Below are 16,313 nucleotides of genomic sequence, written 5' to 3'. Positions count from 1 at the left end.
AAGTATCTCCCTAATTAGCCTCTATTGATAAAATTCCACTTCTTGTTATATCTCTAGGAGAAAATGATTTTATAGCTTGTAATAAATTATTAATCCTAGAACTCGTATCATACGCCATAAACACGGCAAATTTCTCATTTACTTCCAAAAGCCTACCACCATATCCACTAAATATCGCACTTAATTCATTTAGAGATTCTTTTATATCAAACTTTATAAGTATCGCCTCTAGCCCACAAAAATCACTCTCATAGACCTTAAGCACTGGTATTAATTTGTTTAGTTGCTTTAATATTTGTTCTAATACTTTATTGTCGCCCTTAGTAGTTATAGTAATTTTAGAGAATTTGCTATCAAGCATTGGGGCTACATTTAATGCCTCTATATTATACCCACGCCCAGCAAATAGCCCACTAATGCGCGATAGAACCCCATGTTCATTTAGCACTATTATAGTTATTGTTTTTTGGCAATCCATAACTACTCCTTAGATTCAAGTATCATATTAAACAAAGCTCCACCCGTAGGCACCATAGGAAGCACATTCTCCATTCTATCTATCCTTACATCTAGCAATGCAACTTTGTTTTGTGATATTGCATCTTTTAATGCTTTCTCAAAAGAATCTTTATCCTCACATACATAACCCACACCGCCAAAAGATTCCACAAGTTTTACAAAATCAGGTTGTATTTCTAAATTAGTATTAGAAAACCTCTCATCATAAAAGAAGCTCTGCCACTGACGCACCATTCCTAAGTAATTATTATTAAGCACGATATTTATAACAGGGATATTTTCTACCACACAAGTTAAAAGCTCTTGAATATTCATAAGTATAGAACCATCGCCACTTATGTTTATAGAAATTTTACTAGGATTTGCACACTTAGCCCCCATAGCAGCTGGCAGACCAAACCCCATAGTCCCTAAACCTCCACTAGTTATAAACTCTCTAGGAGATGAGAATGGATAAAATTGAGCGCACCACATTTGGTGTTGCCCCACATCTGTGGAGATAAAGGCATTTTTGCTTACAATTTCTCCAACTTTTTGTATTACCCATTGTGGTTTTAATACTTCATTGGAATCTTTAAAGCTTAAAGGGTGAAGTGCATTGTATTTCTTTAGGCTATCTCTCCATGTTTTATGAATCTCACAATTATAATTATCTTTTAGCAACTCTACAATCTCACAAACAACACTAGAAACATCGCCAACAATAGGATAATCAACTTGAACAATCTTTGAGATAGAGCTTGGGTCTATATCAATGTGAATAATATCTGCCCCTTTAGCAAACTCGCTTAATTTACCAGTAACCCTATCGTCAAATCTAGCACCAAGTGCGATTAACAAATCAGCCTCACTCATAGCCATATTAGCAACATAGCTACCATGCATTCCAACCATTCCTAGAAGATTCTCACAATCACTTCCTAACACGCCTCTTGCCATTAATGTCTCAATAGCCGGAATCTTTGTAATCTCACATAACTTTAGTATAGAATCTCTAGCATTTGATGAGATACTTCCACCACCTATGTATAAAAGCGGTCTTTTAGATTCCTTTATAGCAGTAGCTGCTTTTTGAATCTGTCTTGCATTTCCTTTATATGTCGGCTTATAAGTCTCTAGGCTAATGGTTTGTGGATAATCAAACTCACCAATAGTTGCACTAATATCTTTTGGTAAATCTATATGCACAGGTCCCGGTCGCCCACTTCTAGCAATAAAGAATGCCTCTTTTAAGATTCTAGGAAGACTTTGTATATCTTTTACTAGATAATTATGTTTTGTGCATGGACGCGAGATTCCTACTGCATCTATTTCTTGGAATGCGTCTGTGCCAATTAGTGTTGTAGGGACTTGTCCGCTAATTATTACAAGAGGGATTGAATCCATATAAGCAGTAGCAATACCAGTAACAGCATTTGTAAATCCCGGACCGCTTGTAACAATTGCAACCCCAACTTCCCCGCTTGCCCTTGCATATCCATCTGCTGCATGAACTGCTGCTTGTTCGTGTCGCACTAAAACATGCCTAAAAAAATCTTGTTTATAAATTTCATCATAAATATTTAAAGCAGCACCACCGGGATAACCAAATACTACCTTTACACCTTCATTTTTTAATGCGTGCATTAGCATTAGTGAGCCATTTAACTCCATAAAAACAACCTTGATTATTTTTTTATAATTTTATACAAACAATCTTTAAGATATTGTATATCCCTAATTTCATGCGTATAGTGTAAGCTAACACGCAAAAATCCGGGCTTACTACTAAATGTATCATTATCTCTAAACCCCAATAAATCATGCCCATAAGGTCCAGCACATGCACAACCAGCACGAAGCAAGATTCCATTATCTTTGTATAAAATACTTGCTATCTCGTATGGATTTTTATTTTTTATATTAAACGAAAATATAGATAATGCATTATGCTCTAAATTTCCGTAACTTATCACTCTTTTATCATCAAAAAAATCCAAAAATTCTAAATGTGCTTGATTCTTTTTCTCTGCTATATATTCTAATCCTATTTCATCTCTTAACGAATATGCTAAAGATGCACGAATAAGCTCTAAAATACCGGGAGTCCCAGCTTCTTCTCGAATCTCTTCTTGCGAGAAATAATTCTGTGTGCTTCTAGATACATAGCCAACAACCCCACCTCCACAAAAGCTAGGCGATATACTCTTATCAACAAGCTCCTTTTTGATAATCAAAATCCCACTTCCTCCAATACCACCTAATAGCTTATGTGATGAGATAAATGCGACATCATAAATCTCACAAGGTATATTAAAATAAGCAGAAGTGCTAGCCATATCAAAGCAAACTATCCCACCATAACTTCGAACCAACCTAGAAATATCAAAAAATGGCACAACAATACCGCTTACATTTGAGCCAAGCGAGAATGACGCAATAATTTCCCTACCTCTATTTTCTTGTAACGCAGATTCTAAGTGCGATAAATCAACAAGCCCAGAATCTGTAAGCTTAATCCTTACAACATCGCAGATCCCTTCTCTAAAGCTAACTTCATTACTATGATGCTCATAAGGTCCAACTATAACTAATGGCTTATTTTTAATGCTATTTTTATCTATTGCTAATCTTTTTATTAACTTAGGTGGCGCATAAATCCCTAGTAATTCTTGAAATTTCTTTATAGCTGAAGTTGCACCAAACCCGCATGAAATTAAAGCAAAGCTTGAATCTAGCCTAAATCTTTCTTTTAAATTTTCTCTAGCTTTATTGTATATATTTGTAATTATTGAATCCTCGCTAGAGTGCGTATTAGAATAATATGGGAGTATTCTTTGAATCTTATTTTCTATATCTCTTAGCCCAAGCCCACTGCCTGTCCAATCAAAGTAATGAAAGCTAGAATCTAAGATTATATTCTCTCTTAAAGTATCTATGTTTTGTAAAACATCTTCAAAAAATCTATTATGCAAAATAAATCCTAAAGTTTTAGAGTGCATTATACAAAAAGCGTATAAATTTAAGCATTAATATCATATATTCACGCGATTAATTAATTAGGATATATTATGAATCCAAAGCAAAGAATACAAAAATTACAAAGCCTACTAAAACAAACTAACATAGATGCATATTTAGTGCTAACTTCAGACCCGCATTTAAGCGAGTATATACCACAACACTGGCAGGAGAGAGAATATCTTAGTGGGTTTAGCGGTAGTGCTGGAGTTCTTATAGTAATGCAAGAAAATGCATTTTTATTTACCGATGGCAGATATTTTTTACAAGCAGAAAATGAGCTACAAGGAAGCGACATAAAACTACAAAAAATAATAAACAATAAAGATTCATATCTAAACTGGATTTTAGAAAATCTAAAGCCAGATTCAATAATTGCTACTAATGGGGAAGTCTTGCCATCTTCGCTTGAGAGTGCCCTAAGGCTAAAACTACTTACAAAAAATATAACTCTAAAAACAGACATGAATTTAATTAGCAAAATATGGGAGAATAGACCGCCACTACCGCAAAATATAATCTATGAACACAATAGTAAATACTGCTATAAAACAAGCAAAAAATTAACACTAATAAGAAAAGAAATGCAAAAGCTAAATGCAACGCATCATCTAATATCATCACTAGATGATATAGCATGGATAATGAATCTAAGAGGGAGCGACATATCATACAATCCTCTATTTTTATCATACCTATTGCTAAGCCAAACAGAAATAACACTATTTATAAACAACGAAAAATTAATGCCAAAAATAAAATCAAAACTAGAAAAAGACAATGTAAAGATAAAACCATACGATGAGATTTTCTATACTTTAGATAACTTAAATGGCAATATGCTACTAGACCCAAGCAAGACAACATCAAAAACAATAAATCATCTAACAAAATGCAAAATCATAGAATCTAAAAATCCAAGCTCACTTTTAAAAGCACGAAAGACAAAACTAGAAATAAAGCACATAAAAGACGCTATGATAAGCGATGGAATTGCACTTTGTGAGTTTTTTGCTTGGCTTATTACATCTCTTAAAAAAGAAAAAATAACAGAACTAACAATAGATGAGAAACTACAATACTTCAGAAGTCAAAATGAGCTATACATAACAGATAGCTTCTCTACAATAGCTGGGTTTAATGAAAATGGAGCATTACCACACTATAAAGCCACAAAACAGCACAATAGCACAATAAGCAGAAATGGGCTTTTACTAATAGATTCAGGTGGGCAATATCAAAATGGCACAACAGATATAACGCGAGTAATACCAATAGGAAAAATAACAAAAAAACAAAAAATCGACTATACGCTTGTGTTAAAAGCAAACATAGCATTAAGCATGGCAGTATTCCCAAAAGACATTTCACTATCAATGCTAGATTCAATAGCTAGAATGCCACTTTGGAAAGAGCATTTAGACTATATGCATGGCACTGGACATGGCGTTGGATACTTCTTAAATGTGCATGAAGGACCACAGAGCATATCGTATTATTCATACAACCAACATGCACAAGCAAAAGAAGGCATGTTAACATCAATAGAGCCCGGAATCTACAAAGAAGGAAAATATGGAATAAGACTAGAAAACTTGGTGCTAAACAAATACAGCAAAGATAAAAATTTTCTATGCTTTGAAGTGCTTAGCCTATGTCCTTTTGAACCTAGCTGTATAGTAAAGAGTATGCTAAGTGATGAAGAGAAAAAATGGCTAAATGACTATCACAAACTAGTATATAAAAAACTCTCAAAACACCTAAGCAAAAACGCACTAAAATGGCTAAAGACAAGATGCAAAGCAATATAGATAAATTTGCTATTTTTGGTAAGTTCTTATACAAAAATCCTAAATTCTTGCTACAAGCATACAATCAACAACAATCCAAAAAAGCACTAAAAATAATAGAAAAATATAAGAAAAAATATTACTTCATAGGATACATAAAGTATGAATTTTATAAATATTTAGATAGTAAAGATTATACAAGCAGTGAGCCTTGCTTGGTTTTTTACGCCTTTAAAGATAGAGAAAAATACAAAAAAGAAGAATGCACCTTTGAATTTTGCCCAATTTTTACCAAACACATATTAAAAGGTAACTACAAAGATAATTTTAATAGCATAAAAAATAGCATTGCAAAAGGACAATGCTATGAAGCAAATTTAAGCGATGAGATACACTTTATCTCAAACCTAAATGGATATGAGATATTTAACTCTCTACACACAAGGCAAGATACACCATATAAAGCATATATAAGCACTGATTTTGAAGAAATAATTTCATTCTCTCCAGAGAGATTCTTCAAAATTAAAAACAACAAAATAACCACAAAACCAATGAAAGGCACAATCAAAAAAGGAAGCACAAAAAAAGAAGATAAAGACTTAAAAAATTTCCTAAAAACAGATACCAAAAGCATGAGCGAAAATGTAATGATTGTGGATTTATTAAGAAATGATATTTCAAAAATAATAAAAGCAAACTCGCTAAAAGCAAAACTCTTTCAGATTAAAAGCTATCCAACGCTACACCAGATGATATCAACAATAAGCGGGGAATTAAAGAATAATATAAATCTCTACAAAATATTAAAAGCGCTCTTCCCATGTGGCTCAATCACAGGAGCACCAAAAATAGAAACAATAAAACTCTTAGAATCTTTAGAAAAGCGAGAAAGAGGGATATATTGTGGTTCTGTTGGATTTATACATGGTGATGTTATGGACTTTAGTGTAGCAATAAGGACAATTTATAAAAACAACTCTACAGACTATATTTATGGCACTGGGAGCGGACTAGTATGGGATTCAAAACTAGATGATGAATTAAAAGAATTGGAACTAAAAAGCAAAATATTGCAAAATGATTTTTATTTATTTGAGAGCATGTTTTATAAAAATGGCGAAGTTTTGTTTTTTAAAGAGCATTTAGAAAGACTATTAAACTCTGCAAAATTTTTTAACTTCAATACAGAAAAGATTCTAAAAGCCTTTAGCACCACACTAAACTTCACGCTAAAAATAGCAGAATCATTTAAAGACATACACGACTTTGACCAAAAAGCATTTAGTAAAAAATATTTTTTCTCACCTCTAAATTCAGATAGCGGAACAAAATGCTTAAAATTAAAGCTATACAAAAATGGAGAATATGAGCTATTAGCAACGCCATTGCAAGAATCTAAGAACAATAAACTACTAATCTCAAAGACAACCATAAAGCCAAACTTCTTGCTAAATCACAAAACTTCACTAAGAGAGCACTACAAACAAGCTACACAACTATGGCAAGATAACACATGCTATGATGTTATATTTTTTGATGATTGTGGTCTTTTAAGTGAGGGTGCAAGAAGCAACATAATAATAAAGCTAGATAACAAATTAATAACCCCAAAAACAAACAATGCACTAAATGGAATTTATAGACAAAAACTCTTGCAATATGATCTAATAAAAGAGCAAAATATAGACAAAACAATGCTACAAAATGCAGATGAAATATATGCGATAAACTCGCTAAGAGGCTTAAAAAGGGTGGTTTTATGAAAGTTTTAATAATTGATAATTACGATTCATTTACATATACGATTGCCTACTATCTAAAAGAGCTAAATGTAAAATACAAAGTAATAAAAAATGATAAATATAAAAATGTAAAAAAGCTAGAAAAATACAATTTCACACATCTAATAATATCTCCCGGACCAAACTCTCCAAAAGAATCAAAGCTAAGCATGGACGCTATCAAATACTTTGCAAAAACAAAAAAGATTCTTGGAATCTGTCTAGGACATCAATGTATTGCCGAAGTTTTTGGTAGCAAGGTAGAACAACTATCAACCCCCATACATGGCAAAGTAAGACAAATACACTTTAAAGATAGCAAGATATTTAAAGGACTAAAAAACAACTTCAATGTATGCTTATATCACTCATTGCATGTGAGCAAAATAAGTAAGGAGTGCAAAATACTAGCACAAAGTGAAGATTCAATAATCATGGCACTAAAACATAAAAAATATAAAGTGTATGGGATTCAATTCCACCCAGAATCTGTGCTAAGCCAAAATGGAAAAAAGATTCTAAAAAACTTCTGCTATAAAATATAACATTTAATTCCTATGCTACTGCAAGGAGAAGCTCTCTCCATTGCATATTAAAATTTCTCTAAAATCTCATTAAATGTCTTGCTAGGTCGCATTATTGCATTACACTTATCATCATCAAGCTTATAATACCCGCCTAAATTGACGGCTACACCTTGGGCGTCTATATACTCTTTATATATTTTTTCTTCATTGCTTTCTAATTCTTTTGAAATCTCACTAAAAAACTCCGCTAGATTTTTATCTTCATTTTGTTCTGATAGCGATTTTGCAAAATACATAGCCACATAAAAATGGCTAGTTCTATTATCATCTTCTTTTGTCTTTCTTGATGGTGCTTTGTTATTATCTAAATACTTACCTATTGCATAATCAAGGCTTGTAGCAAGTATTTTGGCTTTTTTATTATGCGTTTTTTGCGAGAGGAATTCTAAGCTTGCCTGCAAAGCTAGAAACTCTCCTAAACTATCCCATCTTAAGTGATTTTCAGAGATTAGTTGTTCTACCTGCTTTGGCGCACTACCACCAGCACCAGTCTCAAACATCGCACCACCATTTAGCATAGGCACGATCGATAGCATTTTTGCACTTGTGCCAAGCTCCAAAATAGGAAACAAATCAGTCAAATAATCCCTTAGAACATTTCCAGTAATTGAGATACAATCCCTCCCAGCACGAATCTCGCCTAGAGATTCCAAACAAGCCTCTTTTGGTGCTAGAATCTTTAGCTTATCACTTAGACTAATACCTTTACTAGCTAGTCTATCTTTTACAATATCTATCATTATTTTATTGCTTGGACGCTTCTCATCTAGCCAAAATATAGCCTTAGCCCCGCTAAGTTCTGCCCTCTCTAATCCTAAGTCAATCCAATTTAACACAGCATCATTTTTAGCTTCATTAGCTCTATAAATATCTCCCTTTTTCACACTATGAGATATTAACACTTCCCCATTAGCTATTATTCTAAACTCTCCATCTTCTGGTGCTACAAATGTCTTATCATGTGAGCCATATTCTTGAGCCTTTTTTGCCATTAGGCCGACATTTGAGACGCTTCCTAATTTGCTTGGGTTAAGAGTGCCATTTTTTCTTAAATCCTCAATTACCGCTTCATATATCGTAGCATATGTTTTATCTGGTATTAGTGCATTTGTATCTTGCTCTTTACCATTCTTATCCCATAATCTAGCACCATTTTTTAGCATTGCTGGCATTGATGCATCGACTATTACATCACTAGGGACATGCAAATTGCTAATGCCTTTATCAGAATTAACCATAGACAATGGGGCGCTATTTTTCAAAATCTCGTTGTATTTATTTAATATCTTATCCTTTAGGCTAGAAGATTCTATCTTGCTTAAAAGTTCTGCAACGCCATTATTTACACTTACTCCAAGAGATTCTAATTCATCTTTAAACTCCAAAAACAAATCTTTAAAATAAGCTTTTATTGCATAGCCGAAAATAATTGGATCGCTAACCTTCATCATCGTAGCTTTTAAGTGTAGGGATAGAAGGATATTTTCATCTTTGCACACTTGAATTTGCTCTTCATAAAATTTAAAAAGCTTCTCAACACTCATAAATGTGGAATCTAACACCTCATCTTTTTCTAACTTCCACTTGTCTTTTAGAATTTGAATCCCTGTGCTACCTACAAACTCGATTCTAGCCTCGCAGTTATCCTTTATCAACACTGCTTTTTCATTGTCAAAAAAATCTCCACTAGCCATGTAAGAGATTCTACTTTTAGAATCTTTATTAAACTCAACTACTCTATATGGATTTTTCTTAGCATACTCTTTGACTGCCTTTGTGCATCTTCTATCAGAATTCCCCGCCCTAAGAACTGGATTAACCGCACTACCTAATACTTTTTGATATTTTGCTTTAATCTCTTCTTCTTCTTTATTGCTAGGATTATCAGGGTAGCTTGGAATCTTAAATCCCTTTTCTTGCAGTTCTTTAATGGTGGCTTTTAGTTGAGGGATTGACGCAGAAATATTTGGTGTTTTTATCAAATTTGCCTCTGGCTTTTGCACTAGCTCACCCAAATATGCTAACTCATCTTTAAAGTCCAAAAAAGAAGCCATAACTCTAGCACTAAGTGATATATCAGAGCTTTCGACTTCTATATCTGCTTTTTTCAAAAATGCTCTTATTATTGGCAGAAATGAATATGTCGCCAATGCTGGAGATTCATCAGTTAGAGTGTAAGTGATTTTCATACGCTATCCTTTTGTGAGTGTTTTAAAGAGTATAGCAAGAATCTAGAATCTTTATGCAGTTTTACAATTATTTTTTAACTTTTTAGTTGTGGTTGTTACTAATTATATACTTGGCATATCTATTAATTCTGTATTTATATTGATGTGTGGCTCTCTTACATCAAGTGCAATATCTTCAAACTTAGAAAATCTCTTATGAAACTGAAGCTTAATTGTCCCAGTTGGTCCATTTCTTTGTTTGCCTATTATTATTTCTGCTTCTTCGTTATCTTGTATTTGCTCTTGTTGCACTGCTTTTGCCTTTTCAAACTCTCCTGCTTTCTTTAGTGCTTCTTCTCTTTCTTTTGCGTCTTTTGCTTTATATACTGCCTCTCTATAAACAAACAAAATAATATCTGCATCTTGCTCTATTGCTCCAGATTCTCTCAAATCCGATAGCATAGGTCTCCTATCGCTTCTACTCTCCAAACTTCTATTTAGCTGTGAGAGTGCTATTATAGGCATTTTAAGCTCTCTTGCTAGAGTTTTTAAGCCCCTACTTATATCGCTTACTTGCTGATGCCTATCTTTGTTATCAGAACTTATCATTAACTGGAGATAATCCACAATAGCAATGGAAACTTCTGGGTGCTTAGTTTTCAATCTCTTTAGTTTGCTTTTTAAATCATTTATGGTTAAAGAACTATTATCATCTATAAATAATGGAGCTTTTGACATTTCATCTGCAGCTTTTGATAGCATTGATAACTCACCATCTTGCAAGTCTCCAATTCTAAGATTCTGCAATGATATTTTTGTCTTTGCTGCTAACATTCTTAGCATTAATTGCTCTGATGGCATCTCAAGCGAGAAAAATGCAACTCCCTTGCCAGTATCCAATGCTCTTTGTGCCATATTTAATACAAGTGTAGTTTTTCCCATGGCAGGTCTTGCGGCTACTATTATTAAATCCCCCTCGCCAAATCCAGTAGTCTGCTTGTTTAAGTCTCTAAATCCAGTATCTATACCTATTAGCGTTAAATTTCCCTTCTTTTTCATATCCTCTATGTAGAGCATTGTTTTTGTAACTACTTCTTGTGCTACTTTAAATTCGCTACTTTCTTTTGTGGTGGTAATATTATAAATTTCACTCTCAAGCATGCCAATAATTTCGCTAGAACTTTTATCAAACATATAATCTTCATTTATCTGTGTCGCTAATTTCATCAGCTTTCTTTTTAGAGAGTATTCTTTTATATTATGAGAATAGGTTTCTATATTTGCAACACCAGTTATGCTTAATACCTCAAGCAAATCAGATTCAGAAAATTTATATGTCTTTGCTTTTTGCAAAATCGCATTATGCTCTATTGGTAGCTCTAAATTTTTTAACTCCAAAATAGCCAAAAAGATTCCACCATTTGGCTTATAAATAAAATCATCTGCACTAATTATCCTCTCTGCTACTTCTATGTGTTCTTCATTATATATCATAGAACGCAACACAATGCGTTCTTCTTGAATCCTATGAACTTCTGACATAATCTATCCTTGTGACTTTTTGGTAAAAATCAAATGAGAAAACACAATAAGCGAGAAAAACGGCACAACAAAATTCAAAAAAGGTATCAAACTAGCACCATATAGTAATCCGCCTAAGATTCTTATGTCTCTTTTGTTATTAGATTCAATTTGTTTTAAATTTGAAACTCCAACAATTATGCTTCCAACATCAAAAACAACACATTTTGTAAAAAACCAATAATTAATAAACAATAACACACAAGCCCCAAGCACTGGGATAAAATATATAGGGATACAAACTAAAAGCACAAACAAATACAAAACATATATCTTTAAAAGACTAAAAATACTAACAAGATTGGAATCTTCAAGTAGCTCTATGCTTCCATAGTGCTTATCTTTAGTATGTTTCACAACCAATGGTGCTAAAAAAGAACAAACAATCAAATTGCTAAACAAAATAAATACAAAAAACAACACAAATAAAAGCAAAAAAATCGTAACTTTAGAAAGCCAATCAAGCACATATTCAAGCCAAGTTAGCCAAGAGCTAGTAAAGCTAACATCAACAAAAGAAAACAAATACACAAATAAATCATAAGAAAAATAATAAAAAATAACTGCCCAAAAAACAAACAAGCACACAATCGGCAAAAAAGTTAGTTTTAGCATATAAGGTGAGAGAAAATCTTTTATGGACTTTATTATCAAATCTTTCACAAAAATTCCTAAGTTTTAATTCAAATTTTTATCATTTGTTTAATAAAGAATAGCTTTTTTAGCCAAGATATAAATAGGCTCATAAGTGATTGTATTTTGTGCTTCTTTTTCTATTTTGTTTAATATTTTCTTTGTAAGTCTAAAGTTATTGCTTAGCGAGTTTGTTCCTGTGTTTTTAAAATGTCTAAAAACTTCTATTGGGTTTTTAAAATGTATTTTTTTCACTTGTGAATAGCATTCTAAAATCCTCCAGCCATCAAGCATTCTCTTATAATCATCAACACCAAAATAACTAAGCCCAACACCACAAATATCTCTTATTTCTTTTAGATTATTTTTTCCAAAGATTCCAAGTAGCAAATAAGAATCTCTACTGCTTATCTTGTTAATTCCTATAAGAATCTCTTTTTGATTCCCCCATTGCAGTGCAGCGTTTGAAACAATAAGATCATATTTATTATCTAAAGATTCTAAGCTATTCATATCTAATAGCCTAAACTCCATATTCAATGAAGAAAGACACTCTCCAAATGGCGCAATATCTATGGCTAGAAATTTTTTGTATCGTATATATTTTGCTATAAGCTGTGATAGCCCTCCACTGCCACAACCAATCTCTAGCACATTTTTAAAATCTATCTTGCATAAACTATGTTTTTTAGCAATTTGTATTAACTCATTTTGCATTTGTATTTGGACAAATGCATTATCTAAATAGCTATCTTTTGAATCTAAAAACTTTCTGGCAATATATTTCATTAAATCTCCAAAGTAAAAAACGCAAAATGCGGAGAATCAATAAAAACAACCCTATCTAAAAGCCCCTCTCTTTCCCAAAACCGCACTTGAGATTCGCTAGAGAAAATCGAATCATCTTTTGAGATATAAACCTTATCCCAAGAAATATATTGTTTTGGGGCTTCTTTATTCTTTATAAAAAATAACAACTCATCTTTTAAGACAGAAATCTCTAAAAACAAAAAATCTTCACTCCTAAACCTCCCAAATAGATTCTTAACAAAACTTTGAAAATCAAAATTTCTATATACCGCTTTAAAGAGATTAGGATTTATCCCATACGCTCTATCTATGCCAAACCCAGTACCATTTACCGCAACTTTTGTCGAATTTTTGACAAAATCTCTTAAAGATTCATATAGCATATAAAAAACCCACACTCCCATAGAAAATGCTACTACTTTATTAACTTGCATATTATTTTCTTGTAATAGCTTTACTAAATTATCACCTTTTAAAGTATTATAGCCATATACAACGACTATATTCTCACCAAAAAATGGCAAAAAATGACTATAATGACTAGCAAATCCACCAAAAATTAATGTTATATCTTTATTATTATTTGATTTATGATAAATATTCATTATCAATCTCTATAATATCTCGAACAAATAACGATAGCTCTTCATATCCAAAGTTAGAGCATAGTGAGATTCTAAGTAAAGCCTTATTTTTTGGTATTGTAGGCTCTTTGATTGCTGGTAGATAATATCCCCTTTCTTCTAGCATTTTTTGAAAATGCACAGCTTTTTTATTCTCTTTTAGAACAATTGATATAATGTTGTAATCTCCCATTATCTCATATGGCAATTGCTTTAGAGAATCTTTGAGATATTTTGAAATATCACTTAAGTGTTCTCTCCTATCTTGCATAGATTCTAGCTTTTTAAAGACAAAATAACTCATAGCAACGCTAAGAGGTGGCAATGCGGTTGAATATATAAGACTTCTTGCTTTGTTTATAAAATAATCTCTAAACTCACCATGACATAACACACAAGCCCCAAAGCTAGAAATAGCCTTACCAAATGTTAAGATTAAAATATCAATCTCATCTAAAAGCTCATAATAATGTGATAATCCAAGCCCACTTCTCCCAACTATGCCTATACTATGTGCCTCATCTATATAAAGATACATATTTTTGTATTTTTTCTTTAAGCTAACTAGCTCTTGTAGCTTTGCAAAATCACCCTCCATGCTAAATAGCCCCTCGCTTACCACAAAAACTGCTTCATATTTACTGCTATCTTGCAAGATTATCTCTAAAGATTCCATATCATTATGCAAATATCTCTTAAAATTGGTTTTTTTGAACCCCTTTAATCCATCAATAACACTTGCATGGATACTCTTATCCACCACAAATAAAACATTATCCAAGCTTGCCAAAGCACTAACAATTCCAACATTTGCATGGTATCCGCTATTAAAAAGCAGAGATTCTTTGTTAAAAACTTCAGATAAATATTCCTCAAACTCAAAAAACACACTAAAGCTACCACTCAAACTACGCGATGAGGAACTGCTAAAATGCAAATTATCAGAAAATAACTTCGAATCTAAAAACTCATCTACAAAATCATTTGCACAAAGATAATTATTACTAGCTAAGTTTAGGAGTTTTTTATTGTTTTTGTAGATATGCTTACCATTGTGAATCTGAACAAATAGCTCCCTAAAGTTAGATTCTTGTTTTAAAGATTCTAATATCTTACTTATTTGCTGCATTTAACACTATTTATAAACTCTGCAAACTCTCTAAAAATGGCTGTAGATTCTAATGGACCAGGACCTGCTTCTGGATGGTGTTGCAGTGAATATATAGGATAGTCCTTATACTTTAGCCCTTCAATAGTGTTATCAAACAAATTAACATGAGTTATATCTGCAATTTTTACTATATCATCTGGCACAGAATAGTTATGATTTTGTGCAGTTATTTCAATTTTATTTGTTAGTGTATTTTTTACTGGGTGATTCCCACCATGATGACCAAAAGGTAGTTTATATGTAGGATATCCCATTGCTAAAGATATAAGCTGATGACCTAAACATATAGCAAAAATAGGAATTTTTGCTTCAATTAGACTAGATATTTCTGCCACTTCAGAACTTAGCACTTGAGGGTCTCCCGGACCATTTGATAAAAATATAGCATCAAACTCGCTATTTTTATACCCCTCTATAAGCTTACTAGCCTTTGTAGTATTTGGCACTACTGATACGCTAAATCCAGCATTTACCAATTGTTGAAGAATGCTTCTTTTAATACCAAAATCAATTGCTACTATTTTTTTAGAAGTATTTGGGGTTTCATATGCCATAGTATTAAAGTCAAATTTCCCAAAATAATAATTATAAGCTTCCTTTGTGCTTACCTCTTCTATATAGTTTATATCTTCTATTCTCTTAGACTTTGATAGCATTTCTTTTAACTCATCTTTAGAAGATATTTCGCTTGAAGCTATCATCATCATAGAACCATTTGTCCTTATACTCTTAGTAAGCTTCCTAGTATCAATGCCACAAATCCCCATGCAATTATTTGCCCTCAAAAACTCACCAAAGCTAAAATCCGCTCTAAAATTTGAAAAAAACTCATTATAGTTTCTACAAATAATTCCTTTTGCGTAAATCTTGACACATTCCATATCTTGATTATTAGCGCCAACGATACCTATCTCTGGCATTGTTAGACACACAAACTGCCCTGCATAGCTAGGATCACTTGATATTTCTTGATAACCACTAAGAGAAGTGTTAAAAACTATTTCTCCAACATAGCTTCCACTAGCACCAAAACTCCTAGCTTCGTAAAAATCGCCATTTTCTAAATATATCCACGCCTTTTGTAATTCTTGCATTATAAAAAGCCTTTCTTTTTTAGCTCTTCTTCATAGAGCTTATCAAATATTAAGTCAAACTCCTCGCTTCCAAAGACTATTTTTCTTTTATAGTTACTAATTTTGTCATAAATTGAATCTTCTATCTCACTATATGCCTTTGAGTAGCTATTTATAGCTTTAAAAATTATATTTTTCACCATTACTTCAGATACAGAAAAATCTATTAAATCTTCATCTAAAAGTTCTTGCATAATATTATGTGATAACTTATTGTATCTATCTTCAAAATTTAGTTCAAAATCCGATTCTTGTGCAATATGTCTTTTAACTTTCCAAAACAATTGATGTTCATCAGCTTGCATAAATTCTATTTCTTCTGAATTTTCCTCTACTATTTCTCTTGCTTTTTCTTCGATTTTTAATTCTTCTTGTATATTCTTAGTCAAAAGCTCACTAGCTACCTTTACAATACCATCCAAACCATGTAATAAGCTCACAAAATTACAATTTGCCAAATCAATAGCTATTTTATTTCCAATATAAGGTGCATGAGATACTTTAAATTTCATTG

At 32.3% G+C, this 16,313-nt stretch carries 14 protein-coding genes; 3 read left to right on the top strand and 11 right to left on the bottom strand.

What is annotated here, in order from left to right; genetic code table 11:
• Positions 1 to 10: 10 nt before the first annotated feature.
• From ilvN to PF021_RS06270, 3 genes are read right to left on the bottom strand one after another with little or no spacing between them, the layout of a single operon-like run.
• Complete coding sequence (gene ilvN / locus PF021_RS06280; protein ID WP_271021623.1) at positions 11 to 478, bottom strand: acetolactate synthase small subunit; 468 nt, start codon at positions 476 to 478, stop codon at positions 11 to 13.
• A gap of 2 nt (positions 479 to 480) precedes the next feature.
• Positions 481 to 2,172, bottom strand: coding sequence for an acetolactate synthase large subunit (locus PF021_RS06275; protein WP_271021622.1), 1,692 nt, complete (start codon positions 2,170 to 2,172; stop codon positions 481 to 483).
• A gap of 14 nt (positions 2,173 to 2,186) precedes the next feature.
• Positions 2,187 to 3,473, bottom strand: coding sequence for an aminotransferase class V-fold PLP-dependent enzyme (locus PF021_RS06270; RefSeq protein WP_271021621.1), 1,287 nt, complete (start codon positions 3,471 to 3,473; stop codon positions 2,187 to 2,189).
• A gap of 96 nt (positions 3,474 to 3,569) precedes the next feature.
• Here PF021_RS06270 and PF021_RS06265 point away from each other — a divergent pair, with 96 nt between their 5' ends.
• Genes PF021_RS06265 through PF021_RS06255 form a run of 3 tightly spaced genes read left to right on the top strand, consistent with a single transcriptional unit; the run spans position 3,570 to position 7,638 of the window.
• Positions 3,570 to 5,330 carry an aminopeptidase P family protein gene (locus PF021_RS06265; protein WP_271021620.1) on the top strand — a complete coding sequence of 587 codons (1,761 nt, stop codon included), beginning with the start codon at positions 3,570 to 3,572 and terminating at the stop codon, positions 5,328 to 5,330.
• Complete coding sequence (locus PF021_RS06260) at positions 5,300 to 7,075, top strand: bifunctional anthranilate synthase component I family protein/class IV aminotransferase (protein WP_271021619.1); 1,776 nt, start codon at positions 5,300 to 5,302, stop codon at positions 7,073 to 7,075. Before PF021_RS06265 ends, PF021_RS06260 begins: the two co-directional genes overlap by 31 nt.
• On the top strand, positions 7,072 to 7,638 hold the full coding sequence (locus PF021_RS06255; RefSeq protein WP_271021617.1) for an anthranilate synthase component II: 567 nt from the start codon (positions 7,072 to 7,074) through the stop codon (positions 7,636 to 7,638). Before PF021_RS06260 ends, PF021_RS06255 begins: the two co-directional genes overlap by 4 nt.
• A 47-nt stretch (positions 7,639 to 7,685) precedes the next feature.
• On the opposite strand, the gene PF021_RS06250 is transcribed toward PF021_RS06255, so the two are convergent.
• The 8 genes from PF021_RS06250 to PF021_RS06215 form a co-directional block, all read right to left on the bottom strand.
• Positions 7,686 to 9,869 carry an NADP-dependent isocitrate dehydrogenase gene (locus PF021_RS06250; protein WP_271021616.1) on the bottom strand — a complete coding sequence of 728 codons (2,184 nt, stop codon included), beginning with the start codon at positions 9,867 to 9,869 and terminating at the stop codon, positions 7,686 to 7,688.
• A 102-nt stretch (positions 9,870 to 9,971) separates the two neighbouring features.
• A complete protein-coding gene (locus PF021_RS06245) occupies positions 9,972 to 11,390 on the bottom strand; it encodes a replicative DNA helicase (protein ID WP_271021615.1) in 1,419 nt (472 codons plus the stop codon).
• A 3-nt stretch (positions 11,391 to 11,393) separates the two neighbouring features.
• Positions 11,394 to 12,092: an EI24 domain-containing protein gene (locus PF021_RS06240; protein WP_271021613.1), complete on the bottom strand. Its 699-nt coding sequence runs from the start codon at positions 12,090 to 12,092 to the stop codon at positions 11,394 to 11,396.
• A gap of 39 nt (positions 12,093 to 12,131) precedes the next feature.
• A complete protein-coding gene (locus tag PF021_RS06235; protein WP_271021612.1) occupies positions 12,132 to 12,851 on the bottom strand; it encodes a methyltransferase domain-containing protein in 720 nt (239 codons plus the stop codon).
• On the bottom strand, positions 12,851 to 13,477 hold the full coding sequence (locus PF021_RS06230; RefSeq protein WP_271021611.1) for a pimeloyl-ACP methyl esterase BioG family protein: 627 nt from the start codon (positions 13,475 to 13,477) through the stop codon (positions 12,851 to 12,853). The genes PF021_RS06235 and PF021_RS06230 overlap by 1 nt, the downstream gene beginning before the upstream one ends.
• Positions 13,461 to 14,624 carry an aminotransferase class I/II-fold pyridoxal phosphate-dependent enzyme gene (locus PF021_RS06225; protein ID WP_271021610.1) on the bottom strand — a complete coding sequence of 388 codons (1,164 nt, stop codon included), beginning with the start codon at positions 14,622 to 14,624 and terminating at the stop codon, positions 13,461 to 13,463. The genes PF021_RS06230 and PF021_RS06225 overlap by 17 nt, the downstream gene beginning before the upstream one ends.
• The gene (gene carA, locus PF021_RS06220) at positions 14,612 to 15,760 is read right to left on the bottom strand and encodes a glutamine-hydrolyzing carbamoyl-phosphate synthase small subunit (RefSeq protein ID WP_271021609.1); all 1,149 of its coding nucleotides are present in this window, start codon (positions 15,758 to 15,760) and stop codon (positions 14,612 to 14,614) included. Before carA ends, PF021_RS06225 begins: the two co-directional genes overlap by 13 nt.
• Positions 15,760 to 16,311, bottom strand: a complete 552-nt coding sequence (locus tag PF021_RS06215) for a DUF507 family protein (protein ID WP_271021608.1) — start codon at positions 16,309 to 16,311, stop codon at positions 15,760 to 15,762. Before PF021_RS06215 ends, carA begins: the two co-directional genes overlap by 1 nt.
• Between the last annotated feature and the right edge of the window lie 2 nt (positions 16,312 to 16,313).

It is taken from the genome of Helicobacter ibis, assembly GCF_027859255.1.
Classification (GTDB): Bacteria; Campylobacterota; Campylobacteria; order Campylobacterales; family Helicobacteraceae; genus Helicobacter_D; species Helicobacter_D ibis.
This window is presented reverse-complemented; position numbering and strand designations above follow the sequence as displayed.